Raw genomic sequence first — 21,286 nt, 5'->3', positions numbered from 1 at the left:
CCGAATTTAGTGAGTTATTAATTCGTTGTGTATTTATTTATACAACTAGTTCGGTGTACTGGAATTTAATTAGAGGAATCTATGCGAGGGAAAAAACGCATTTGGTTATTTTTTCTGCTCATGGCAGTAGTGGTGGGTGGCGGTGGGTTATTGCTGGCGCAAAAAACGTTGCATAAAACGTCGGAAACGGCATTTTGTCTTTCCTGCCACTCAATGAGCAAACCGTTTGAGGAATATCAGGGGACTGTCCATTTTTCTAATCAAAAAGGTATTCGTGCTGAATGTGCCGATTGCCATATTCCAAAGTCAGGAATGGATTATTTATTTGCTAAATTAAAGGCATCTAAAGATATTTATCATGAATTTGTTAGCAGCAAAATAGACAGCGACGATAAGTTCGAATCCCATCGTCAGGAAATGGCCGAAACAGTGTGGAAAGAATTAAAGGCCTCAGACTCTGCAACGTGCCGTAGTTGCCATTCTTTTGATGCCATGGATATTGCTTCGCAAAGTGAAGCTGCGCAGAAAATGCACAACAAAGCGCAAAAGGATGGCGAAACCTGTATCGATTGTCATAAAGGCATTGCCCATTTTCCGCCTGAAATAAAAATGGATGACAAGGCGGAGCATGAACTGGAAAGTCAGGCCGCCACATCAGTGACTAATGGCGCGCATATTTATCCTTTCAAACCTTCCCGCATAGGTGAACTGGCTACTGTGAATCCTGGCACCGATCTCACGGTTGTTGATGCCAGTGGCAAACAGCCGCTCGTCCTGTTGCAGGGATATCAGATGCAGGGCAGTGAAAACACGCTCTACCTGGCGGCAGGTCAACGACTGACGTTAGCCACACTAAGCGAAGAAGGTATCAAGGCGCTAACGATAAACGGGGAATGGAAAGCTGACGAATACGGTAATCAATGGCGTCAGGCGTCATTACAGGGGACGCTTACCGATCCCGCATTAGCAGACCGTAAACCGCTATGGCAATACGCTGAAAAACTTGACGACACCTATTGCGCTGGTTGCCATGCGCCTATTGCCGCCGACCATTACACCGTCAATGCCTGGCCGTCCATTGCCAAAGGGATGGGGGCGCGAACCAGCATGAGCGAAAACGAACTGGATATTTTGACGCGGTACTTCCAGTACAACGCTAAAGATATTACCGAGAAACAGTGATCTTCGTTGATCAGGGAGGAAGTTATGACATTAACAAGACGTGAATTTATTAAACATAGCGGTATTGCGGCAGGGGCGCTGGTGGTGACATCGGCTGTACCGTTACCTGCCTGGGCAGAAGAGAAGGGCGGTAAAATTCTTACCGCAGGCCGTTGGGGGGCGATGAACGTAGAAGTGAAGGACGGTAAAATTGTTTCTTCTACAGGCGCGCTGGCGAAGACCATCCCGAACTCTTTGCAATCTACGGCGGCGGATCAGGTGCATACCACGGCGCGTATTCAGCATCCGATGGTGAGAAAAAGCTATCTCGACAATCCACAGCAACCGGCGAAAGGTCGCGGCGACGACAGTTACGTTCAGGTGAGCTGGGAACAGGCATTAAAACTGATTCATGAACAACACGATCGCATCCGCAAGGCCAATGGACCATCGGCCATTTTTGCCGGATCTTACGGCTGGCGTTCTTCTGGCGTGTTGCATAAAGCGCAAACTTTACTGCAACGTTATATGAATCTGGCGGGCGGTTATTCAGGACATAGTGGCGATTACTCGACCGGGGCTGCGCAGGTGATCATGCCGCACGTTGTCGGTTCCGTAGAGGTTTATGAACAGCAGACCTCCTGGCCGCTGATTCTGGAAAACAGCCAGGTGGTGGTGTTGTGGGGGATGAACCCGCTGAATACCTTAAAAATTGCCTGGAGCAGTACCGATGAGCAGGGGCTGGAGTACTTCCATCAACTGAAGAAATCCGGCAAACCGGTGATTGCCATTGATCCTATCCGCTCCGAAACGATCGAGTTCTTTGGCGATAACGCCACCTGGATCGCGCCGAATATGGGCACAGACGTGGCGCTGATGTTAGGGGTTGCGCACACCCTGATGACACAAAGCAAACACGATAAAGCGTTCCTTGAAAAATACACCACTGGCTATCCGCAGTTTGAAGAGTATCTGACCGGCAAGAAAGATAATACGCCGAAGAGCGCGGCCTGGGCGGCGGAAATTACCGGTGTGCCGGAGGCGCAGATAGTCAAACTCGCCGAACTGATGGCGGCGAATCGCACGATGCTGATGGCAGGTTGGGGAATTCAGCGCCAGCAATATGGTGAACAGAAACACTGGATGCTGGTGACCCTGGCGGCGATGTTAGGACAGATTGGTACGCCGGGCGGCGGCTTTGGTTTCTCTTATCATTACTCCAACGGTGGCAACCCAACACGCGTTGGCGGCGTACTGCCGGAAATGTCTGCGGCGGTTGCCGGACAGGCCAGTGAGTCCGCTGATGATGGCGGAATGACTGCGATCCCTGTCGCCCGTATTGTCGATGCGCTAGAAAATCCTGGCGGCAAATATCAGCACAATGGTAAAGAACAAACTTACCCAAATATCAAAATGATCTGGTGGGCTGGCGGCGGTAATTTCACCCATCACCAGGATACCAATCGTCTGATAAAAGCCTGGCAGAAACCAGAGCTGATCGTCGTTTCTGAATGCTACTGGACGGCAGCAGCTAAACACGCGGATATCGTATTACCGATCACCACATCGTTTGAGCGCAATGACCTGACGATGACCGGCGACTACAGCAACCAGCACATCGTACCGATGAAGCAAGTGGTTGCGCCGCAGTTTGAAGCACGTAACGATTTTGACGTGTTTGCCGACCTTGCTGAATTACTGAAACCTGGCGGAAAAGAGATCTATACCGAAGGTAAAGATGAAATGGCGTGGCTGAAATTCTTTTATGATGCCGCTCAGAAAAGCGCCCGTGCGCAGCGTGTTACCATGCCAGTGTTTAATACCTTCTGGTTGCAAAATAAACTGCTCGAAATGCGCCGCAGCGAGAAGAACGAGCAATATGTTCGCTATGGCGATTTCCGCGCCGATCCGGTGAAAAACGCGCTGGGTACGCCAAGCGGCAAAATTGAGATCTATTCCAAAACGCTGGAAAAATTTGCTTATAAGGATTGCCCGGCGCACCCAACCTGGCTTGCACCTGATGAGTGGAAAGGCACCGCCGACGAGAAGCAGTTGCAGCTTCTGACCGCGCATCCGGCACACCGTTTACACAGTCAGCTTAACTATGCGGAGTTGCGTAAAAAATATGCGGTTGCCGATCGTGAGCCGATCACCATTCACACCGAAGATGCTGCTCGTTTTGGCATTGCGAACGGCGATCTGGTACGCGTCTGGAACAAACGCGGTCAGATCCTGACTGGAGCCGTGGTGACTGACGGGATCAAAAAAGGCGTGGTGTGCGTGCATGAAGGCGCATGGCCAGATCTGGAAAATGGCTTGTGTAAAAACGGCTGCGCAAACGTGTTAACGGCGGATATCCCCAGCTCGCAGCTGGCGAATGCCTGTGCCGGTAACACCTCGCTGGTGTATATCGAAAAATACACGGGCAATTCGCCGAAGTTAACGGCGTTTGATCAGCCAGCCATTCAGGCGTAAGAAATAAATAGCGCCCGGAAATGGGCGCTAAATTTTTACGGCTTACGCGCAATCAGCACCGCGCGTTTAGGCGCAGGATAACCTTCTACCGTTTTACCCGGATCATGCGGGTCGAGGAAATCGGACAGAGACTCGGTAACCATCCATTCGGTGCGTCGCTGCTCTTCTGTTGTGGTGACGCTCACGTCCACAATGCGGATATCAACAAAACCACACTTTTTCAGCCAGTTTTTCAGCGCCAGCGCCGAAGGAATGAAGTAGACATTACGCATTTGCGCGTAACGGTCGCCCGGCACCAGCACGGTGTTTTCGTCGCCATCAATAACCAGCGTTTCCAGTACCAGTTCACCTTCATTCACCAGCTGATCTTTCAACTGCCAGAGATGCTCCAGCGGCGAACGGCGATGGTAAAGCACGCCCATCGAAAAGACGGTATCAAAGGCTTTCAGTGCCGGAAGTTGTTCAATACCTAACGGTAACAAATGTGCGCGCTGATCGTTACCCAGTAGTTTACGCACCGCTTCAAACTGGCACAGAAACAGTTGCGTAGGGTCGATACCCACCGCCAGATGTGCGCCCGCGCCAATCATGCGCCACATGTGATAACCGCTGCCGCAGCCGACATCGAGGATCGTGCGCCCGGTCAAATCAGAGAGATGGGGCAGAACACGATCCCACTTCCAGTCGGAACGCCATTCGGTATCAATGTTAACGCCATACAGCGAGAACGGCCCTTTGCGCCACGGCATCAGGTTGCGCATCAGGGTTTCAATGCGTTTAATTTGCCCGGCACTCAGCGGCTCTTCGCTTTCTGCCGTCACGCTATGCAGTAAATCAAGACGATACGGTTTAATTTCAGGCAGAAATTCCACCGCATTGGACCACTGTTTAAACAGACCGTGCTGCTGTTCACGCTGCCAGTTGGCAATCTGCGCGGGCAGTGTTTCCAGCCAGTGCGAAAGGTGATTTTTGGCAATCAGAGAATAAAAGTTACCAAAGTCGATCATGCAGCGTCCTCTGCTTTTAATGCCACCAGCGAACCAAAGTTAAAGCACTGGAACCATAGCTCGCTATGTTCAAACCCGGCTTGATGCAGACGCGCTTTGTGGGTTTCAACGGAATCAGTCAACATTACGTTTTCTAACATGCTGCGCTTCTGGCTGATTTCCAGCTCGCTGTAACCGTTGGCTCGTTTAAAGTCGTGGTGCATGTTGAACAGCAGTTCACCAACTTTGGCATCTTCGAAACTGAATTTTTCCGAAAGCACCAGCGCGCCGCCAGGATTCAGCCCCTGATAAATTTTATCCAGTAATGCCTGACGTTCAGAAGGTTCCAGGAATTGCAGGGTAAAATTCAGTACCACCATTGACGCGTTTTCAATAGCGATATCGCGAATGTCACCCTCGATCACGTCTACAGGTGTCGGCGCTTTGTATGCATCGATATGGCGACGGCAGCGTTCGATCATCGCTGGAGAGTTGTCGATGGCAATAATTTTGCAATTATCATGATGAATGTTGCGACGCACCGAGAGCGTCGCGGCGCCCAAAGAACAGCCCAAATCGTAGACCTGCGTACCGGGTTGTACAAAGCGTTCAGCCAGCATCCCAATCATTGAAATAATATTGGAATAGCCAGGAACGGAACGCTGGATCATATCCGGGAAGACTTCGGCTACCCGTTCATCAAAGGTCCAGTCACCCAGACTGGCGATAGGGGCAGAAAATAGCGTGTCGCGGTGAGACATAACGTAAAAATCCGGGAAAAAGAAAGTGGCGTATTGTGCGCTAACGCAGGGAGAAAACCAACTCCCAGGGCATATACCAAAGATTCGCCAGCACCATCAGCAACAGCGCACACCAGGTGGCGCTCATGCCGGAACGTCGCCAGCGAAACAGACGGTGATGAAAACCGTAATAATGCATCAGACGACCAGCAAGTAGAATGATGCCGCAAATATGCACCATCCAGGTTTCTGCGCCATTCATTTCCATAAACAGCATCAACACAATCGCGATGGGAATATATTCCACCGCGTTACCGTGAATGCGAATGGCGCTTTGCAGTTCGCTAAAACCGCCGTCGCCATAGGCAACGCGATATTGCATTCGCAGGCGAACAACATCAAAAGAGAACTTCATTAATAACAACGCACCTAAAACGGCATACAGCGCGCTTACCATACAAACTCCCTTTAAAATGGCCGATGGCACTTGTCTATGATAGGTGGCAATTTCAGAAAAGAGAAGATTGCTGTGGAATAGCCGGAACTGCTCCGATCTCTGGGAGTGTTTTACGCAAGTCTTCCCACAGAGTATGTACCAGTTCCGGTGCCTGGGCGATATCTGGTGTATGCAGGAAAAGATAAGGCGTGGTGGTCTGTTGCCATTGCGCTAATTTTTGCAACCAGACCTGAAATAATTCCTGGTTTTGTGTCATATCATCGCTACCGATAAAACGGATCAGCGGATTCGTCGCCGTCAACACGGCATGTACCGGAACTTTCGGTTTTTTCCGCTGCGCGTCGCGAATGGCTTCACTATGTGGACGTGCTGCATGAACCGGACGGCTGTCTAAAATCACCCGATTAACGCCACGCTGATGCAAACCGCGATTAAGCGTTTGTTCTTCCTCGCCTTTGGTGAAAAACTGCGGATGGCGTACTTCCACACCATAGGTAAATTCGTCAGGAAGATAATCAAGAAAGTGCCAAAGAGCTGGCAGCTCCCGTGGACCAAACGTGGCGGGCAGTTGCAGCCAGTATTGTCCAATGCGCGGCGCTAACGGTGACATGCGTGTCAAAAATTCAGTCACTAAATCATCGCAATGCCGCAATGCTGCCTGATGCGAAATAGTCGCCGGAAACTTAAAGCAAAAACGAAAATCATCGGTGGTCTGCTCGCGCCAGCGCAGAACCACTTCCGGCTTTGGCAGAGCATAAAGGGTGGTGTTGCCCTCCACACAGTTAAAATGGCGGGCGTACTCTTCCAGGCTGGAGATCCCCAACCGCACCCATTTGGGATGCGACCATTGCGGCAGACCGATGTAAATCATAATGCGTTGAGGATCTCTTCCACGCGACGCACGCGGGCAATGCGCGGGTAGATATGGTTGATGCTGTTATTGTGCTGTTCGGTGCTGGCTGCACTGCAGGCGTCTTCGGCTATCACCAGATTAAAGCCGAGTTCCCAGGCATTGCGGGCGGTTGATTCGACGCCAATATTGGTTGAGATCCCACATAAGACGATGGTGTCAATGCCACGACGGCGTAATTGCAACTCCAGATCCGTACCGTAAAACGCCCCCCATTGACGTTTGATGATTTCGATATCGCTGTCAGTTGCACCTAACGCCGCAGGATGTTGCCACCAGTTTTCCGGTAACGTTCTGGCAGGTGAGGGAGCATCAACTGGCTGTTTTAATGCTTCGGCGTAATCGGCAGACCAGCCGACGCGCACCAGAAACACAGGCTGACCGTTAGTTCGAAATTTCGCCGCCAGTTTCCCGGCGCGATTAACGACATCTTCAGCAGTATGCGGTCCACCGGCAAAAGGTAAGATACCTTCTTGTAAATCAATCACCACCAGCGCAGTGGTTTTAGCATTCAGTTCAAGCATGATGACTCCAGATAAAACAAAATCGAGCCTCTCACCTTAATGCGATTAGCCGATGGCAGAACGACAAATTTTGTTAATTTTTATGTGCTCAGGCAACACCTTTATAGCAAACAAGGGTAGAGTCTGATTTCAGGCCTGATATAAAGTGGTAACGAGTCGTTCCAGAGCGGGCCAGACTCTTACGGTGCGGCAGAATTTCCAGTATAATAGCCGCCTTTTTTCATTCAGTTGTGACATACAGCTAACGCTGCGACTTAGGTCACCTGCGCAGCAGGGGACGTCCGCCGGCAGCTAAGTTAAGGGATATCTCATGCGTACAGAATATTGTGGACAGCTCCGTTTGTCCCACGTGGGGCAGCAGGTGACTCTGTGTGGTTGGGTCAACCGTCGTCGTGATCTTGGTAGCCTGATCTTCATCGATATGCGCGACCGCGAAGGTATCGTGCAGGTATTTTTCGATCCGGATCGTGCGGACGCGTTAAAGCTGGCCTCTGAACTGCGTAATGAGTTCTGCATTCAGGTAACGGGCACCGTACGTGCGCGTGACGAAAAAAATATCAATCGCGATATGGCGACCGGCGAAATCGAAGTGCTGGCGTCCTCGCTGACCATCATCAACCGCGCAGACGTTCTGCCGCTGGACTCTAACCACGTCAACACCGAAGAAGCGCGTCTGAAATACCGCTATCTTGATCTGCGTCGCCCGGAAATGGCTCAACGCCTGAAAACCCGCGCAAAAATCACCAGCCTGGTGCGCCGTTTTATGGATGACCATGGCTTCCTCGACATCGAAACCCCGATGCTGACCAAAGCGACGCCGGAAGGTGCGCGTGACTACCTGGTGCCTTCTCGTGTGCATAAAGGTAAATTCTATGCGCTGCCGCAATCGCCGCAGTTGTTCAAACAGCTGCTGATGATGTCCGGTTTCGACCGTTATTATCAGATTGTAAAATGCTTCCGTGACGAAGACCTGCGTGCTGACCGTCAGCCAGAATTTACCCAGATCGATGTGGAAACCTCTTTCATGACCGCGCCGCAAGTGCGTGAAGTGATGGAAGCCCTGGTGCGTCATCTGTGGCTGGAAGTGAAGGGCGTGGATTTGGGCGATTTCCCGGTAATGACCTTTGCGGAAGCCGAACGCCGTTACGGTTCCGATAAACCGGATCTGCGTAACCCGATGGAACTGACCGACGTTGCAGACCTGCTGAAATCTGTTGAATTTGCGGTATTCGCGGGTCCGGCGAACGATCCGAAAGGTCGTGTTGCTGCTCTGCGTGTTCCGGGCGGTGCATCGCTGACCCGTAAGCAGATCGATGAATACGGTAACTTCGTCAAAATCTACGGCGCGAAAGGTCTGGCTTACATCAAAGTCAACGAACGCGCGAAAGGTCTGGAAGGTATCAACAGCCCGGTAGCGAAGTTCCTCAACGCTGAAATCATCGAAGCCATCCTGGATCGTACTGCCGCGCAAGATGGCGATATGATTTTCTTCGGTGCCGACAACAAGAAAATTGTTGCCGACGCGATGGGCGCACTGCGTCTGAAAGTGGGTAAAGACCTTGGTCTGACTGACGAAAGCAAATGGGCACCGCTGTGGGTTATCGACTTCCCGATGTTTGAAGACGACGGCGAAGGCGGCCTGACCGCGATGCACCATCCGTTCACCGCACCGAAAGACATGACTGCTGCCGAGCTGAAAGCGGCGCCGGAAAATGCGGTGGCGAACGCTTATGATATGGTCATCAATGGTTACGAAGTAGGCGGTGGCTCTGTGCGTATCCATAATGGTGATATGCAGCAGACGGTGTTTGGTATTCTGGGTATCAACGAAGAGGAACAGCGCGAGAAATTCGGCTTCCTGCTCGACGCCCTGAAATACGGTACTCCGCCGCACGCAGGTCTGGCATTTGGCCTTGACCGTCTGACCATGCTGCTGACTGGCACCGACAACATCCGTGACGTTATCGCCTTCCCGAAAACCACGGCGGCAGCGTGTCTGATGACTGAAGCTCCGAGCTTTGCCAACCCGACTGCTCTGGCTGAGCTGAGCATTCAGGTTGTAAAGAAGGCTGAGAATAATTGATATGACTTATAAGCGTCCCGTTTCGATCTTAGTGGTCATCTATGCACAAGATACGAAACGGGTGCTGATGTTGCAGCGGCGTGACGATCCCGATTTCTGGCAGTCGGTAACCGGCAGCGTGGAAGAGGGTGAAACCGCGCCGCAAGCTGCCATGCGCGAAGTAAAGGAAGAGGTCACCATTGATGTTGTGTCTGAACAACTGACCTTAATTGACTGTCAGCGCACGGTAGAGTTTGAAATTTTTTCACATTTACGTCATCGCTATGCGCCGGGCGTGACGCGCAATACAGAATCATGGTTCTGCCTTGCGCTCCCGCACGAACGTCAGATTGTTTTTACTGAACATCTGGCCTACAAGTGGCTTGATGCGCCTGCTGCGGCGGCGCTCACTAAGTCATGGAGCAACCGGCAGGCGATTGAACAGTTTGTAATTAACGCTGCCTGAACAGGCAGGGCTATCTGGAGATATTTTTATGGCAGGTCATAGTAAATGGGCCAACACCAGACATCGTAAAGCTGCGCAGGATGCTAAGCGCGGTAAAATCTTCACTAAAATCATTCGTGAGCTGGTGACCGCAGCGAAACTGGGCGGTGGCGATCCGGATGCTAACCCGCGTCTGCGTGCAGCCATTGATAAAGCACTGTCTAACAACATGACTCGTGACACCCTGAACCGCGCAATTGCACGTGGTGTGGGCGGTGATGATGATGCGAATATGGAAACCATCATCTACGAAGGTTACGGTCCTGGCGGCACTGCAATCATGATTGAATGTCTGTCTGACAACCGTAACCGTACTGTTGCTGAAGTGCGTCACGCATTCAGCAAATGTGGCGGCAACCTTGGTACTGACGGTTCCGTAGCCTATCTTTTCAGCAAAAAAGGTGTGATTTCCTTTGAGAAAGGTGATGAAGACACCATCATGGAAGCGGCGCTGGAAGCAGGTGCAGAAGACGTTGTGACCTATGATGACGGCGCAATCGACGTCTACACTGCGTGGGAAGAGATGGGTAAAGTACGTGATGCTCTGGAAGCGGCTGGTCTGAAAGCAGACAGCGCAGAAGTTTCCATGATCCCGTCAACCAAAGCCGATATGGATGCAGAAACTGCACCGAAACTAATGCGTCTGATCGATATGCTGGAAGACTGTGACGACGTGCAGGAAGTTTACCATAACGGTGAGATCTCTGATGAGGTTGCAGCGACCCTCTGATGAGGCCGGCTAACCAACAAAACGGAGACGCGTGATGTCTATTATTCTCGGTATTGACCCGGGTTCGCGCGTTACCGGCTACGGCGTTATCCGTCAGGTGGGCAGGCAACTGTCCTACCTGGGCAGTGGATGCATACGCACCAAAGTGGATGATTTACCGTCTCGTCTGAAGCTCATCTATGCGGGCGTGACGGAAATCATCACCCAGTTCCAGCCCGATTATTTCGCAATCGAACAAGTCTTTATGGCGAAGAATGCCGACTCTGCCCTGAAACTGGGGCAGGCACGCGGCGTGGCGATTGTGGCAGCGGTTAATCAGGAATTGCCGGTGTTTGAATATGCTGCCCGTCAGGTCAAACAAACGGTGGTAGGTATTGGTAGTGCTGAAAAAAGCCAGGTGCAACATATGGTGCGTACCTTGCTAAAACTACCCGCTAACCCACAGGCGGACGCCGCCGATGCGCTGGCGATTGCCATCACCCACTGCCATGTCAGCCAGAATGCGATGCAGATGAGCGAATCGAGGCTGAACCTGGCTCGCGGGCGACTGCGTTAAGTTATACCGCCTCAGTCAATTCTGGCTGAGGTGTTTCTATTCCTTCTGCATATATCAACGCCAGACCCGGATGATGCCACAAACTCGCTGGCGTGACGGTTTTACGCGCCCACGGAATCGAACCTAAAAACCAGAATTTCCAGAAAGTAAGCTTTGCATTCGGATTGCTGTTTAACAGTTCTCCAAATGTCTCTATTTCACCCACCGGGATACATAGCGCCTCTTTATAAATATCAAAAACGAATTTTGAACAGAACTGGCGGGAAGATTCGTATTTAAAACCGGTATGGTAGAGCTTGCGCAGCCGGGAGGGAACCTGTTCTACCAGCCGTTGTTTTTGCTGTTCTGTTAGCCCGGTACCTAATCGCTTTACTGCATAGAGTTGGTTAGCAGAGCGTTTAATAAAGCGGGACAGTGTGGTGATTGTGGAGAGGGGAACACGACTTTCTGCGACCAGAAAATCATCGCCGTCATGACCGATAATGATCCCGACGTGATTACTCCAGCAATTTGATGCGGCAGATATTTGACCAAATAAGGCAGCACCTATACATGTAAATACAATATCGCCAACTTCATATTCAGAAGGGTAATTAATTTTCACTTTGTCATTCCATTGAAATAAATATGAATATACGTAATACCATAAAAAATATTTTTTTGCAGGAACGGAAAGATTTATTTTTTTAGTGGATTTATCCTCTAAATATTTAACATTACAATATTTATTTTAAAGATGACTTAGCGGATCAATTATACTGCGTCATTTTTCAGTTCATCGAGACGCCTCGCAATTTTTCTTCATCCTTCGCTGGATATCTATCCAGCATTTTTTTATCATACAACATTATCTTTGATTCATTACGCAGGAGCGTCATGTGATAGGCAGGCTGAGAGGCATCATTCTGGAAAAACAACCCCCGCTGGTGTTACTTGAAGTGGGCGGCGTAGGCTATGAAGTGCATATGCCGATGACCTGTTTTTATGAACTCCCTGAAGCGGGCCAGGAAGCGATTGTTTTCACTCACTTTGTGGTGCGTGAAGATGCGCAGCTACTGTATGGTTTTAACAATAAACAAGAGCGCACGTTGTTTAAAGAGTTGATCAAAACTAACGGCGTGGGACCGAAACTGGCACTGGCGATCCTCTCGGGTATGTCAGCGCAGCAGTTTGTGAATGCCGTTGAGCGTGAAGAACTGGGTGCACTGGTGAAATTACCCGGCATTGGTAAGAAAACAGCTGAACGCCTGATTGTTGAAATGAAAGATCGTTTTAAAGGTCTGCATGGCGATCTGTTCACACCGGCTGCCGATCTGGTATTGACCTCACCGGCAAGCCCAGCAACCGACGATGCCGAACAGGAAGCTGTTGCTGCGCTGGTGGCGCTGGGCTATAAACCACAAGAAGCCAGCCGCATGGTGAGCAAAATCGCTCGCCCTGATGCCAGCAGTGAAACATTAATCCGCGAAGCCCTGCGCGCCGCGTTATGAGGTAAAGGATGATTGAAGCAGACCGTCTGATTTCTGCCGGTACGACTTTACCGGAAGATGTGGTAGATCGCGCCATTCGCCCCAAATTACTGGAAGAGTATGTTGGTCAGCCGCAGGTTCGTTCACAGATGGAAATTTTCATCAAAGCGGCGAAACTGCGCGGCGATGCCCTTGATCATCTATTGATTTTTGGTCCTCCGGGTCTGGGTAAAACCACACTTGCCAACATCGTCGCTAATGAAATGGGCGTCAATTTACGCACCACCTCTGGCCCGGTGCTGGAAAAGGCGGGCGATCTGGCGGCGATGCTCACCAACCTTGAACCACACGATGTGTTGTTTATTGATGAGATCCACCGCCTTTCGCCTGTGGTGGAAGAAGTGTTGTATCCGGCCATGGAAGATTACCAGTTGGATATTATGATTGGTGAAGGCCCGGCAGCGCGTTCAATTAAAATCGATCTTCCCCCGTTCACCCTTATTGGAGCGACCACGCGTGCTGGCTCGCTGACGTCCCCCCTACGAGATCGTTTCGGTATTGTGCAGCGTCTTGAGTTTTATCAAGTGCCTGATCTGCAATATATCGTCAGTCGTAGCGCACGGTTTATGGGGCTTGAGATGAGTGACGATGGCGCGCTGGAAGTGGCTCGCCGGGCGCGAGGTACGCCACGTATCGCCAACCGCCTGCTGCGTCGTGTGCGAGATTTCGCCGAAGTGAAGCATGATGGCACCATCTCGGCAGATATCGCTGCTCAGGCGCTGGATATGCTGAACGTTGATGCTGAAGGTTTCGATTATATGGACCGCAAGTTATTGCTGGCGGTAATTGATAAATTCTTCGGTGGGCCGGTAGGCCTGGATAACCTGGCAGCGGCCATTGGCGAAGAACGTGAAACCATTGAAGATGTGCTGGAACCTTATTTGATTCAGCAGGGCTTTTTGCAGCGCACGCCACGCGGGCGTATGGCGACAGTGCGGGCGTGGAACCACTTCGGGATTACGCCGCCAGAAATGCCGTAGGTCGGGCAAGGCGTCCACGCCGCATCCAACATTAAGCTATCGACAAGATGAAGCCAGACAGGCGCTCCCGCAGGAGCGCCGAATTGATTAGCGACCAAACAGGTCACGTTTTTTCGCTTTAAACGGCTGAGAGATCACCACCAGCACTGCGACAATCAGGTAAGCAACAAAAATACCGAGCAGCCACTGCGGCATATCCAGACCTAAAAAATCCCACTGACGCTCAGCGCAATCACCAGAGGCGACAAACACTTGTGGCACCCATTTATCCAGCGGCAGCCAGTCCGGGAATCGGACCATGAAATCACAGGTCATAAACGGTGAAGGATAGAGCTGGAGCATGGTGTGCTCGTAAGTTAATTGCACGCCACGAAAAGCACTATACAGCCAGATGATCATCGCCACATAACGCAGCGGAGTTTTCGGGGCGATAGCGCCAATCAGCGCGGCGCCCAGAATGCCGAATAACGCACAGCGTTCATAAATACAGAGCACGCAAGGTTTAAGTAACATCACATGCTGGAACCACAGCGCCGTCAGTTCCAGTGCCAGAGCGGTAAACGCCATTAACAGCCACGCCCCCCGGCCTTGTGAACATTGGTTCAAAAATCGCAACATAATAATTTCCCTGCAATATGCATCGAATGCGCAGTTTAAACCAATTCATTCGTTGCGCCACCAGGAGGGAGTAAAAATAGGATGTAATTGAACAATTATCGGGCGGAAAGGCAAACCGGGCATAAATATGCCCGGTAAGTTGTTATCAAAGCGTTGCAATCCACCCCATTTGCATAAACCATTCAGTTACAGGAGCAAGAGTAAACTCTACGCAGAGTAATCCGACGAGGGTCAGTACGAGAGTATAGGGCAGAGCCATCCACACCATGCGGCCATAAGAAAGACGTATCAATGGCGCAAGTGCTGAGGTCAACAGGAATAAGAACGCTGCCTGTCCGTTCGGCGTGGCGACGGAGGGCAGGTTGGTTCCGGTGTTAATGGCGACTGCCAGCAGTTCATATTGCTTCATACTAATAGCACCGCTCTCCATTGCCGCTTTTGCTTCATTGATATAAATCGTCCCTACAAAGACGTTATCCGAAATTGAAGACAGCAAACCGTTGAAGATATAAAACAGCGATAGCTGAGCGTGTTCTGATGCCTGCAATACAAACTGGATAATTGGGGAGAACAGTTGTTGGTCGATAATCACCGCCACTACCGAGAAAAAGACCGTCAACAGTGCGGTGAATGGCAGAGATTCGGTGAAGGCTTTGCCGATTGCATGTTCATCAGTTACACCGGTCAGTGATGTCGCCAGAATAATGACAGACAAACCAATCAAGCCGACCTCTGCCAGATGCAACGCCAGCGCGGTGACCAGCCAGACGCCGATAATCGCCTGGACAATCAGACGAATTTTATCCTGACGTGTACGCTGGAGGCGGCTTTGATCGTCAAACTGTTGCAGCACTTCGCGGACTTTCTCCGGCAGCGTTTCGCCGTAGCCAAACCAACGCAGCTTCTCCACCAGCAGGCAGGTTAACAGACCGCAAATCAGGACAGGGACGGTCACCGGTGACATGCGCAGGAAGAAATCGCCAAAATGCCAGCCAGCAGCTTTGGCAATGATCAGGTTCTGTGGTTCGCCTACCATAGTCATCACGCCGCCTAATGCAGTGCCGACACCCGCATGCATCATCAGGCTACGCAGAAAACCACGGAACTGCTCCAGAACCACTTTGTAATGCTTGTCGATATGGCTGTCGTCTTGCAGGTCGGTATCTTCGGTGCGGGAAGAAGCTACGCGGTGATAAATACCATAAAAACCAACAGCAACGCTGATCACCACAGCAACTACGGTTAAGGCATCGAGGAACGCAGAGAGAAACGCCGCCGCCACGCAAAAAGAGAGTGACAGCAGCATTTTGGAGCGAATGCTTAACAGTAAACGGGTAAATATGAACAGCAGAAGCTGTTTCATAAAATAGATGCCCGCCACCATAAACATCAGTAACAGTAAGACTTCAAGATTTGCCGCCACCTCTTCACGGACGTGTTCCGCACTGGTCATGCCGATGAAGACAGCTTCGATAGCCAATAGACCGCCGGGGAGCAGCGGATAGCATTTCAGAGCCATCGCCAGAGTGAAAATAAATTCCGCGACAAGCAGCCAGCCAGCAACAAAAGGGCTGATGAGGAAAATTAACGGGTTAACAATTAAGAAAATAATAAGGGCAAGTTTGTACCAGTCAGGTGACTGACCCAAAAAATTGCGCCATAACGCGCGGCCCCAGGAGATCTCCATGATGGTTTCCCTTACCTTACAAATAATAAATGATGTTTTTATGTTAGAACGCAAAGCTTAACGGTCAGGGGGGATCGAGGCAAGTCTTGATAGTCAAGGGGAAAGAGATACAGAAAATGAAGCCTTGATCCCTTTTTTCTTCTTTTTGTCTGCTATCAGCGTTGTTAGCCCTCTGGTATGATGAGTCCAACTTTGTTTTGCTGTGTTATGGAAATCTCACTATGGTCATTAAGGCGCAAAGCCCGGCGGGTTTCGCGGAAGAGTACATTATTGAAAGTATCTGGAATAACCGCTTCCCACCCGGGACTATTTTGCCCGCAGAACGTGAACTTTCAGAATTAATTGGTGTAACGAGAACGACGTTACGCGAAGTGTTACAGCGCCTGGCGCGAGACGGCTGGCTGACCATTCAACACGGCAAACCGACGAAGGTGAATAATTTCTGGGAAACCTCCGGGTTGAATATCCTTGAGACGCTGGCGCGACTGGATCACGAAAGTGTACCGCAACTCATAGATAATTTGCTGTCAGTGCGTACCAATATTTCGACCATTTTTATTCGTACCGCGTTTCGCCAGCATCCTGATAAAGCGCAGGAAGTGCTGGCAACGGCTAATGAAGTGGCCGATCACGCAGACGCTTTTGCTGATCTGGATTACAACATTTTTCGCGGTCTGGCGTTTGCCTCTGGTAACCCGATTTATGGTCTGATCCTTAACGGAATGAAAGGGTTGTATACGCGCATTGGTCGTCACTATTTCGCCAATCCGGAAGCGCGTAGTCTGGCGCTGGGCTTCTACCACAAGCTGTCTGCGTTGTGCAGTGAAGGCGCCCACGACCAGGTTTACGAAACAGTACGCCGCTATGGGCATGAGAGTGGCGAGATTTGGCACCGGATGCAGAAAAACCTGCCGGGTGATTTAGCCATTCAGGGGCGATAATCCATCCATACTGATGACTAATGCATAGTTACCTGATGCGCTATGCTTATCAGGCCTTCAATATATTGAATTTGCTATGTTCTATAAGCCGGATAAGACGTTTACGCCGCATCCGGCAAAATAAACCCTCCTCAAACGAGGAGGGATATTTACAGATTTCCCATTCTTGGCGGGCAACGTTCCAGTAACTCAACGCTGCCGTCTTCGTTTTGCTGTTCGAGCATCACATCAAACCCCCACAGGCGATGTACATGCTTCAGCACTTCTTTACGCCCCCGATCCAGTGGTGCGCGGTTATGTGGAATGTAACGTAGCGTCAGCGAACGGTCGCCGCGTAAATCTACGTTCCAGATCTGAATATTCGGCTCCAGATTACTTAAGTTATATTGCGACGATAAACGGTTACGGATCTCCCGATAACCTTCCTCATTATGAATGGCGGAAATCTCCAGATAATTATGCCGATCGTCATCCAGTACTGTGAAGAAGCGGAAATCACGCATTACTTTCGGTGACAGGAACTGGCTGATAAAGCTCTCATCTTTGAAGTCACGCATCGCGAAATGCAGCGTTTCCAGCCAGTCGGAACCGGCGATATCCGGGAACCAGTATTTGTCTTCTTCCGTTGGCGACTGACAAATCCGTTTAATATCCTGAAACATAGCGAATCCGAGGGCATACGGATTAATTCCGCTGTACCACGGGCTGTTATAGGGCGGCTGGAAGACCACATTGGTGTGGCTATGCAAGAACTCCAGCATAAAACGTTCGGTCACTTTCCCTTCATCATACAGATGGTTAAGGATGGTGTAGTGCCAGAAGGTCGCCCAGCCTTCGTTCATCACCTGAGTCTGTTTTTGCGGATAAAAATACTGGCTCACTTTACGTACAATGCGCAGGATTTCACGCTGCCATGATTCCAGCAGCGGCGCATTTTTCTCCATAAAATAGAGCAGGTTTTCTTGTGGCTCGGATGGATAGCGGCGCGCTTCGGCAACGGTTTTCTCTTCCTCGCGCTTAGGCAGCGTTCTCCAGAGCATATTGACCTGGCTTTGCAGATACTCTTCGCGACTTTTCTGCCGGGCTTTCTCCTCTTGCAGCGAGATTTTTTGTGGGCGTTTATAACGATCCACACCGTAGTTCATCAGCGCATGGCACGAGTCCAACAGCTTTTCTACCTCATCAACGCCATAGCGTTCTTCGCACTCGGTAATGTATTTGCGGGCGAAAATCAGGTAATCGACAATCGAGCTGGCATCGGTCCAGCTACGGAATAAGTAATTGTTTTTGAAGAAAGAGTTATGGCCATAACAGGCGTGAGCCATCACCAGCGCCTGCATGGTAATGGTGTTCTCTTCCATCAGGTAAGCGATGCACGGATTAGAGTTAATAACGATTTCATAGGCCAGCCCTTGCTGACCGTGCTTATACAGACGCTCGGTTTCAATAAACTTTTTGCCAAACGACCAGTGCGGATAGTTAATTGGCATCCCGACGCTGGAGTAGGCATCCATCATTTGCTCTGATGTAATTACTTCAATCTGGTGCGGGTAGGTATCCAGCCGGTAGAGTTTTGCCACCCGGTCTATCTCTGCCAGATAAATATCCAGCAGGTCGAACGTCCAGTCAGGTCCATCGCTCAAACGTGTGGAGTCCTTATTCATAGAATCGATCGTCGCCATACGCGCACCTCATTGTTGTCGGCGCTCTCTGTGTGGAGCACCTCATTTCAAGCATAGAACACCAGTTAAAAACCGCGTCGCTGGAGAATTTTTTTCTTTGCGATTTCTTATTATCGGAGTGCCAATAATTAGCTTCTGAACGGAATTTTCTGCTGGATATAAAGCTCGACCAGCAGGAGATACCAAAGACGCCATATTCCCGCAGAGTCAGGGAGATGTGAGCCAGCTCACCATAAAAAAGCCATATGTTGAATAATATTTTCATCTGGGTTATCAAGATGTAATTGGATTATTGTTCTTTTACTGTATCTACCGTTATCGGAGTGGCTATGCGAGTTGTCATACTGGGAAGTGGTGTGGTAGGCGTTGCCAGCGCCTGGTATTTAAATCAGGCAGGACATGAGGTCACCGTCATTGATCGGGAGCCGGGCGCAGCACTGGAAACCAGCGCAGCAAATGCCGGGCAAATTTCTCCCGGATATGCCGCGCCGTGGGCGGCGCCAGGCGTGCCTTTAAAAGCGATTAAATGGATGTTCCAGCGCCATGCGCCGCTGGCGGTTCGTCTCGATGGTTCGCAATTCCAGTTGAAATGGATGTGGCAAATGTTACGTAACTGTGACACCAGCCACTATATGGAAAACAAAGGGCGGATGGTGCGCCTGGCAGAATACAGCCGTGATTGCCTGAAAGCATTGCGCGCCGAAACCAATATCCAGTATGAAGGCCGGCAGGGCGGGACGCTGCAACTGTTCCGCACTGAACAACAGTATGAAAACGCCACTCGCGATATCGCCGTACTGGAAGATGCAGGCGTGCCATATAAATTGCTGGAATCCAGTCGCCTGGCGGAAGTGGAACCTGCGCTGGCGGAAGTTGCGCACAAACTGACTGGCGGCCTGCAACTACCCAATGACGAAACCGGTGACTGTCAGCTCTTTACCCAGAATCTGGCGCGAATGGCGGAACAGGCGGGGGTTAAATTCCGCTTTAATACACCAGTCGATCAACTGCTTTGTGACGGCGAGCAGATCTATGGCGTGAAGTGTGGTGATGAGGTGATTAAGGCCGATGCGTATGTTATGGCATTTGGCTCTTACTCGACGGCGATGCTCAAGGGCATTGTCGATATCCCTGTTTATCCGCTGAAAGGTTATTCTTTGACCATTCCGATTGCGCATGAAGACGGTGCGCCGGTGTCCACCATTCTTGATGAAACCTACAAAATCGCTATTACCCGTTTCGATAACCGTATCCGCGTCGGCGGGATGGCGGAAATTGTTGGCTTTAACACCGAGCTGTTGCAACCGCGTCGTGAAACGCTGGAGATGGTGGTTCGCGACCTTTATCCGCGCGGCGGCCATGTTGAGCAGGCTACTTTCTGGACCGGTCTGCGCCCGATGACACCAGACGGCACGCCGGTTGTGGGGCGTACACGCTTTAAAAATTTGTGGCTGAATACCGGTCACGGCACGCTTGGCTGGACGATGGCTTGCGGTTCCGGTCAGTTGTTAAGCGATCTGCTGTCAGGGCGCACGCCAGCGATCCCGTATGAGGATCTAAGTGTAGCGCGCTACAGTCGTGGATTTACGCCATCACGTCCAGGCCATTTACATGGCGCGCACAGTTAAGGAATCGAGATGACTCGTCCGATACAGGCCAGCCTCGATCTGCAGGCATTAAAACAAAATCTGACCATTGTCCGCCAGGCCGCGCCGCACGCGCGCGTCTGGTCGGTGGTAAAAGCGAACGCTTACGGGCACGGTATCGAGCGTATCTGGAGCGCGCTCGGGGCGACCGATGGTTTTGCGTTACTTAATCTTGAAGAGGCTATTATCCTGCGCGAGCGCGGCTGGAAAGGGCCAATCCTGATGCTGGAGGGTTTTTTTCACGCTCAGGATCTGGAAATTTATGACCAGTACCGCCTGACCACCTGCGTGCACAGTAACTGGCAGCTCAAAGCACTGCAAAATGCGCGGCTAAAAGCGCCGCTGGATATTTACCTTAAGGTGAATAGTGGGATGAATCGGTTGGGGTTCCAGCCCGATCGCGTGCTCACTGTCTGGCAGCAGCTGCGGGCGATGGCGAACGTTGGCGAAATGACGCTGATGTCGCATTTTGCCGATGCGGAGCATCCTGATGGGATTTCCGGCGCGATGGCGCGTATTGAGCAGGCAGCGGAAGGGCTGGAGTGTCGGCGCTCGTTGTCTAATTCGGCGGCAACCCTGTGGCATCCGGAAGTGCATTTTGACTGGGTTCGACCTGGCATTATTTTATATGGTGCTTCGCCGTCCGGTCAGTGGCGCGATATCGCCAATACCGGATTACGTCCGGTAATGACGTTAAGCAGTGAGATTATTGGTGTTCAGACGCTAAAAGCGGGCGAACGTGTGGGCTATGGCGGTCGCTATACTGCGCTCGATGAGCAGCGAATCGGCATTGTCGCCGCCGGATACGCCGACGGCTATCCGCGTCATGCACCAACCGGAACACCTGTTTTAGTGGACGGCGTGCGCACCATGACGGTGGGGACAGTCTCGATGGATATGCTGGCGGTCGATTTGACGCCTTGCCCGCAGGCGGGTATTGGTACGCCAGTTGAGCTGTGGGGCAAGGAGATCAAAATTGATGATGTCGCCGCCGCTGCCGGAACGGTGGGCTATGAGTTGATGTGCGCGCTGGCGCTACGTGTACCTGTTGTGACGGTGTAACTTGTGGCAAGCCGGATAAAATGCGTAAGCATCGC

20 protein-coding genes are annotated in these 21,286 nt (G+C 51.0%); 11 read left to right on the top strand and 9 right to left on the bottom strand.

The window, feature by feature from the left end; translation table 11 throughout:
- Positions 1 to 81 precede the first annotated feature (81 nt).
- Positions 82 to 1,182 carry a NapC/NirT family cytochrome c gene (locus tag BEG40_RS13165; RefSeq protein ID WP_105285531.1) on the top strand — a complete coding sequence of 367 codons (1,101 nt, stop codon included), beginning with the start codon at positions 82 to 84 and terminating at the stop codon, positions 1,180 to 1,182.
- A gap of 24 nt (positions 1,183 to 1,206) precedes the next feature.
- Positions 1,207 to 3,636 carry a trimethylamine N-oxide reductase TorZ gene (gene torZ / locus BEG40_RS13160; protein WP_105285530.1) on the top strand — a complete coding sequence of 810 codons (2,430 nt, stop codon included), beginning with the start codon at positions 1,207 to 1,209 and terminating at the stop codon, positions 3,634 to 3,636.
- A gap of 35 nt (positions 3,637 to 3,671) precedes the next feature.
- On the opposite strand, the gene cmoB is transcribed toward torZ, so the two are convergent.
- Genes cmoB through BEG40_RS13135 form a run of 5 tightly spaced genes read right to left on the bottom strand, consistent with a single transcriptional unit; the run spans position 3,672 to position 7,253 of the window.
- A complete protein-coding gene (gene cmoB, locus BEG40_RS13155) occupies positions 3,672 to 4,643 on the bottom strand; it encodes a tRNA 5-methoxyuridine(34)/uridine 5-oxyacetic acid(34) synthase CmoB (RefSeq protein WP_105285529.1) in 972 nt (323 codons plus the stop codon).
- Positions 4,640 to 5,383, bottom strand: a complete 744-nt coding sequence (cmoA, locus tag BEG40_RS13150; RefSeq protein WP_000019621.1) for a carboxy-S-adenosyl-L-methionine synthase CmoA — start codon at positions 5,381 to 5,383, stop codon at positions 4,640 to 4,642. The genes cmoB and cmoA overlap by 4 nt, the downstream gene beginning before the upstream one ends.
- A 40-nt stretch (positions 5,384 to 5,423) precedes the next feature.
- Positions 5,424 to 5,819, bottom strand: coding sequence for an MAPEG family protein (locus BEG40_RS13145; RefSeq protein WP_002462319.1), 396 nt, complete (start codon positions 5,817 to 5,819; stop codon positions 5,424 to 5,426).
- Positions 5,820 to 5,871: 52 nt separating this feature from the next.
- Complete coding sequence (locus BEG40_RS13140) at positions 5,872 to 6,690, bottom strand: DUF72 domain-containing protein (RefSeq protein WP_105285528.1); 819 nt, start codon at positions 6,688 to 6,690, stop codon at positions 5,872 to 5,874.
- Positions 6,687 to 7,253 carry a hydrolase gene (locus BEG40_RS13135; RefSeq protein WP_085460798.1) on the bottom strand — a complete coding sequence of 189 codons (567 nt, stop codon included), beginning with the start codon at positions 7,251 to 7,253 and terminating at the stop codon, positions 6,687 to 6,689. The genes BEG40_RS13140 and BEG40_RS13135 overlap by 4 nt, the downstream gene beginning before the upstream one ends.
- Positions 7,254 to 7,563: 310 nt before the next feature.
- Here BEG40_RS13135 and aspS point away from each other — a divergent pair, with 310 nt between their 5' ends.
- The 4 genes from aspS to ruvC are packed head-to-tail and all read left to right on the top strand — an operon-like array spanning position 7,564 to position 11,106.
- A complete protein-coding gene (gene aspS, locus BEG40_RS13130; RefSeq protein WP_001258657.1) occupies positions 7,564 to 9,336 on the top strand; it encodes an aspartate--tRNA ligase in 1,773 nt (590 codons plus the stop codon).
- Positions 9,329 to 9,781 (top strand): dihydroneopterin triphosphate diphosphatase, encoded by a 453-nt coding sequence (nudB, locus tag BEG40_RS13125; protein WP_105285527.1) that lies wholly within the window; start codon positions 9,329 to 9,331, stop codon positions 9,779 to 9,781. The genes aspS and nudB overlap by 8 nt, the downstream gene beginning before the upstream one ends.
- 28 nt (positions 9,782 to 9,809) lie before the next feature.
- Entirely contained in the window at positions 9,810 to 10,550 is a 741-nt protein-coding gene (locus BEG40_RS13120; RefSeq protein ID WP_000907234.1) for a YebC/PmpR family DNA-binding transcriptional regulator, read from the top strand.
- 34 nt (positions 10,551 to 10,584) lie between these two features.
- Entirely contained in the window at positions 10,585 to 11,106 is a 522-nt protein-coding gene (ruvC, locus tag BEG40_RS13115) for a crossover junction endodeoxyribonuclease RuvC (RefSeq protein WP_010350951.1), read from the top strand.
- Position 11,107: 1 nt separating this feature from the next.
- Here ruvC and BEG40_RS13110 read toward each other — a convergent pair whose 3' ends face one another.
- Positions 11,108 to 11,710, bottom strand: coding sequence for a YebB family permuted papain-like enzyme (locus BEG40_RS13110; RefSeq protein WP_105285526.1), 603 nt, complete (start codon positions 11,708 to 11,710; stop codon positions 11,108 to 11,110).
- 274 nt (positions 11,711 to 11,984) lie between these two features.
- Here BEG40_RS13110 and ruvA point away from each other — a divergent pair, with 274 nt between their 5' ends.
- Both ruvA and ruvB read left to right on the top strand, forming a co-directional pair.
- Positions 11,985 to 12,596, top strand: a complete 612-nt coding sequence (gene ruvA, locus BEG40_RS13105; protein ID WP_000580341.1) for a Holliday junction branch migration protein RuvA — start codon at positions 11,985 to 11,987, stop codon at positions 12,594 to 12,596.
- Positions 12,597 to 12,604: 8 nt separating this feature from the next.
- Positions 12,605 to 13,615 carry a Holliday junction branch migration DNA helicase RuvB gene (ruvB, locus tag BEG40_RS13100; RefSeq protein WP_000568526.1) on the top strand — a complete coding sequence of 337 codons (1,011 nt, stop codon included), beginning with the start codon at positions 12,605 to 12,607 and terminating at the stop codon, positions 13,613 to 13,615.
- 87 nt (positions 13,616 to 13,702) lie between these two features.
- Here the strand turns inward: ruvB and dsbB are convergent, their stop codons facing one another.
- Both dsbB and nhaB read right to left on the bottom strand, forming a co-directional pair.
- Positions 13,703 to 14,233: a disulfide bond formation protein DsbB gene (dsbB, locus tag BEG40_RS13095; RefSeq protein WP_000943445.1), complete on the bottom strand. Its 531-nt coding sequence runs from the start codon at positions 14,231 to 14,233 to the stop codon at positions 13,703 to 13,705.
- Positions 14,234 to 14,378: 145 nt separating this feature from the next.
- A complete protein-coding gene (nhaB, locus tag BEG40_RS13090) occupies positions 14,379 to 15,920 on the bottom strand; it encodes a Na(+)/H(+) antiporter NhaB (protein WP_000406399.1) in 1,542 nt (513 codons plus the stop codon).
- A gap of 221 nt (positions 15,921 to 16,141) precedes the next feature.
- Here nhaB and fadR point away from each other — a divergent pair, with 221 nt between their 5' ends.
- A complete protein-coding gene (fadR, locus tag BEG40_RS13085) occupies positions 16,142 to 16,861 on the top strand; it encodes a fatty acid metabolism transcriptional regulator FadR (RefSeq protein ID WP_010350948.1) in 720 nt (239 codons plus the stop codon).
- 149 nt (positions 16,862 to 17,010) lie between these two features.
- Here the strand turns inward: fadR and BEG40_RS13080 are convergent, their stop codons facing one another.
- A complete protein-coding gene (locus BEG40_RS13080; RefSeq protein ID WP_000190825.1) occupies positions 17,011 to 18,543 on the bottom strand; it encodes a SpoVR family protein in 1,533 nt (510 codons plus the stop codon).
- Between the two features lie 329 nt (positions 18,544 to 18,872).
- Between BEG40_RS13080 and dadA the strand changes: the two genes are divergently transcribed.
- Positions 18,873 to 20,171, top strand: a complete 1,299-nt coding sequence (gene dadA / locus BEG40_RS13075) for a D-amino acid dehydrogenase (protein ID WP_001266888.1) — start codon at positions 18,873 to 18,875, stop codon at positions 20,169 to 20,171.
- A gap of 9 nt (positions 20,172 to 20,180) precedes the next feature.
- Entirely contained in the window at positions 20,181 to 21,251 is a 1,071-nt protein-coding gene (gene dadX, locus BEG40_RS13070; protein WP_000197886.1) for a catabolic alanine racemase DadX, read from the top strand.
- The last annotated feature ends 35 nt before the right edge of the window (positions 21,252 to 21,286 follow it).

This window comes from Escherichia sp. MOD1-EC5495 (assembly GCF_002965965.1).
Lineage (GTDB): Bacteria > Pseudomonadota > Gammaproteobacteria > Enterobacterales > Enterobacteriaceae > Escherichia > Escherichia ruysiae.
This window is presented reverse-complemented; position numbering and strand designations above follow the sequence as displayed.

Coding starts and splice junctions, on each gene's coding strand:
- BEG40_RS13145 (WP_002462319.1), bottom strand. CDS start 5,819: ATGGTAAGCGCGCTGTATGCCGTTTTAGGTGCGTTGTTATTAATGAAG.
- dadX (WP_000197886.1), top strand. CDS start 20,181: ATGACTCGTCCGATACAGGCCAGCCTCGATCTGCAGGCATTAAAACAA.
- dsbB (WP_000943445.1), bottom strand. CDS start 14,233: ATGTTGCGATTTTTGAACCAATGTTCACAAGGCCGGGGGGCGTGGCTG.
- nhaB (WP_000406399.1), bottom strand. CDS start 15,920: ATGGAGATCTCCTGGGGCCGCGCGTTATGGCGCAATTTTTTGGGTCAG.
- cmoA (WP_000019621.1), bottom strand. CDS start 5,383: ATGTCTCACCGCGACACGCTATTTTCTGCCCCTATCGCCAGTCTGGGT.
- ruvB (WP_000568526.1), top strand. CDS start 12,605: ATGATTGAAGCAGACCGTCTGATTTCTGCCGGTACGACTTTACCGGAA.
- BEG40_RS13165 (WP_105285531.1), top strand. CDS start 82: ATGCGAGGGAAAAAACGCATTTGGTTATTTTTTCTGCTCATGGCAGTA.
- aspS (WP_001258657.1), top strand. CDS start 7,564: ATGCGTACAGAATATTGTGGACAGCTCCGTTTGTCCCACGTGGGGCAG.
- BEG40_RS13135 (WP_085460798.1), bottom strand. CDS start 7,253: ATGCTTGAACTGAATGCTAAAACCACTGCGCTGGTGGTGATTGATTTA.
- torZ (WP_105285530.1), top strand. CDS start 1,207: ATGACATTAACAAGACGTGAATTTATTAAACATAGCGGTATTGCGGCA.
- BEG40_RS13120 (WP_000907234.1), top strand. CDS start 9,810: ATGGCAGGTCATAGTAAATGGGCCAACACCAGACATCGTAAAGCTGCG.
- BEG40_RS13140 (WP_105285528.1), bottom strand. CDS start 6,690: ATGATTTACATCGGTCTGCCGCAATGGTCGCATCCCAAATGGGTGCGG.
- BEG40_RS13080 (WP_000190825.1), bottom strand. CDS start 18,543: ATGGCGACGATCGATTCTATGAATAAGGACTCCACACGTTTGAGCGAT.
- dadA (WP_001266888.1), top strand. CDS start 18,873: ATGCGAGTTGTCATACTGGGAAGTGGTGTGGTAGGCGTTGCCAGCGCC.
- ruvC (WP_010350951.1), top strand. CDS start 10,585: ATGTCTATTATTCTCGGTATTGACCCGGGTTCGCGCGTTACCGGCTAC.
- cmoB (WP_105285529.1), bottom strand. CDS start 4,643: ATGATCGACTTTGGTAACTTTTATTCTCTGATTGCCAAAAATCACCTT.
- fadR (WP_010350948.1), top strand. CDS start 16,142: ATGGTCATTAAGGCGCAAAGCCCGGCGGGTTTCGCGGAAGAGTACATT.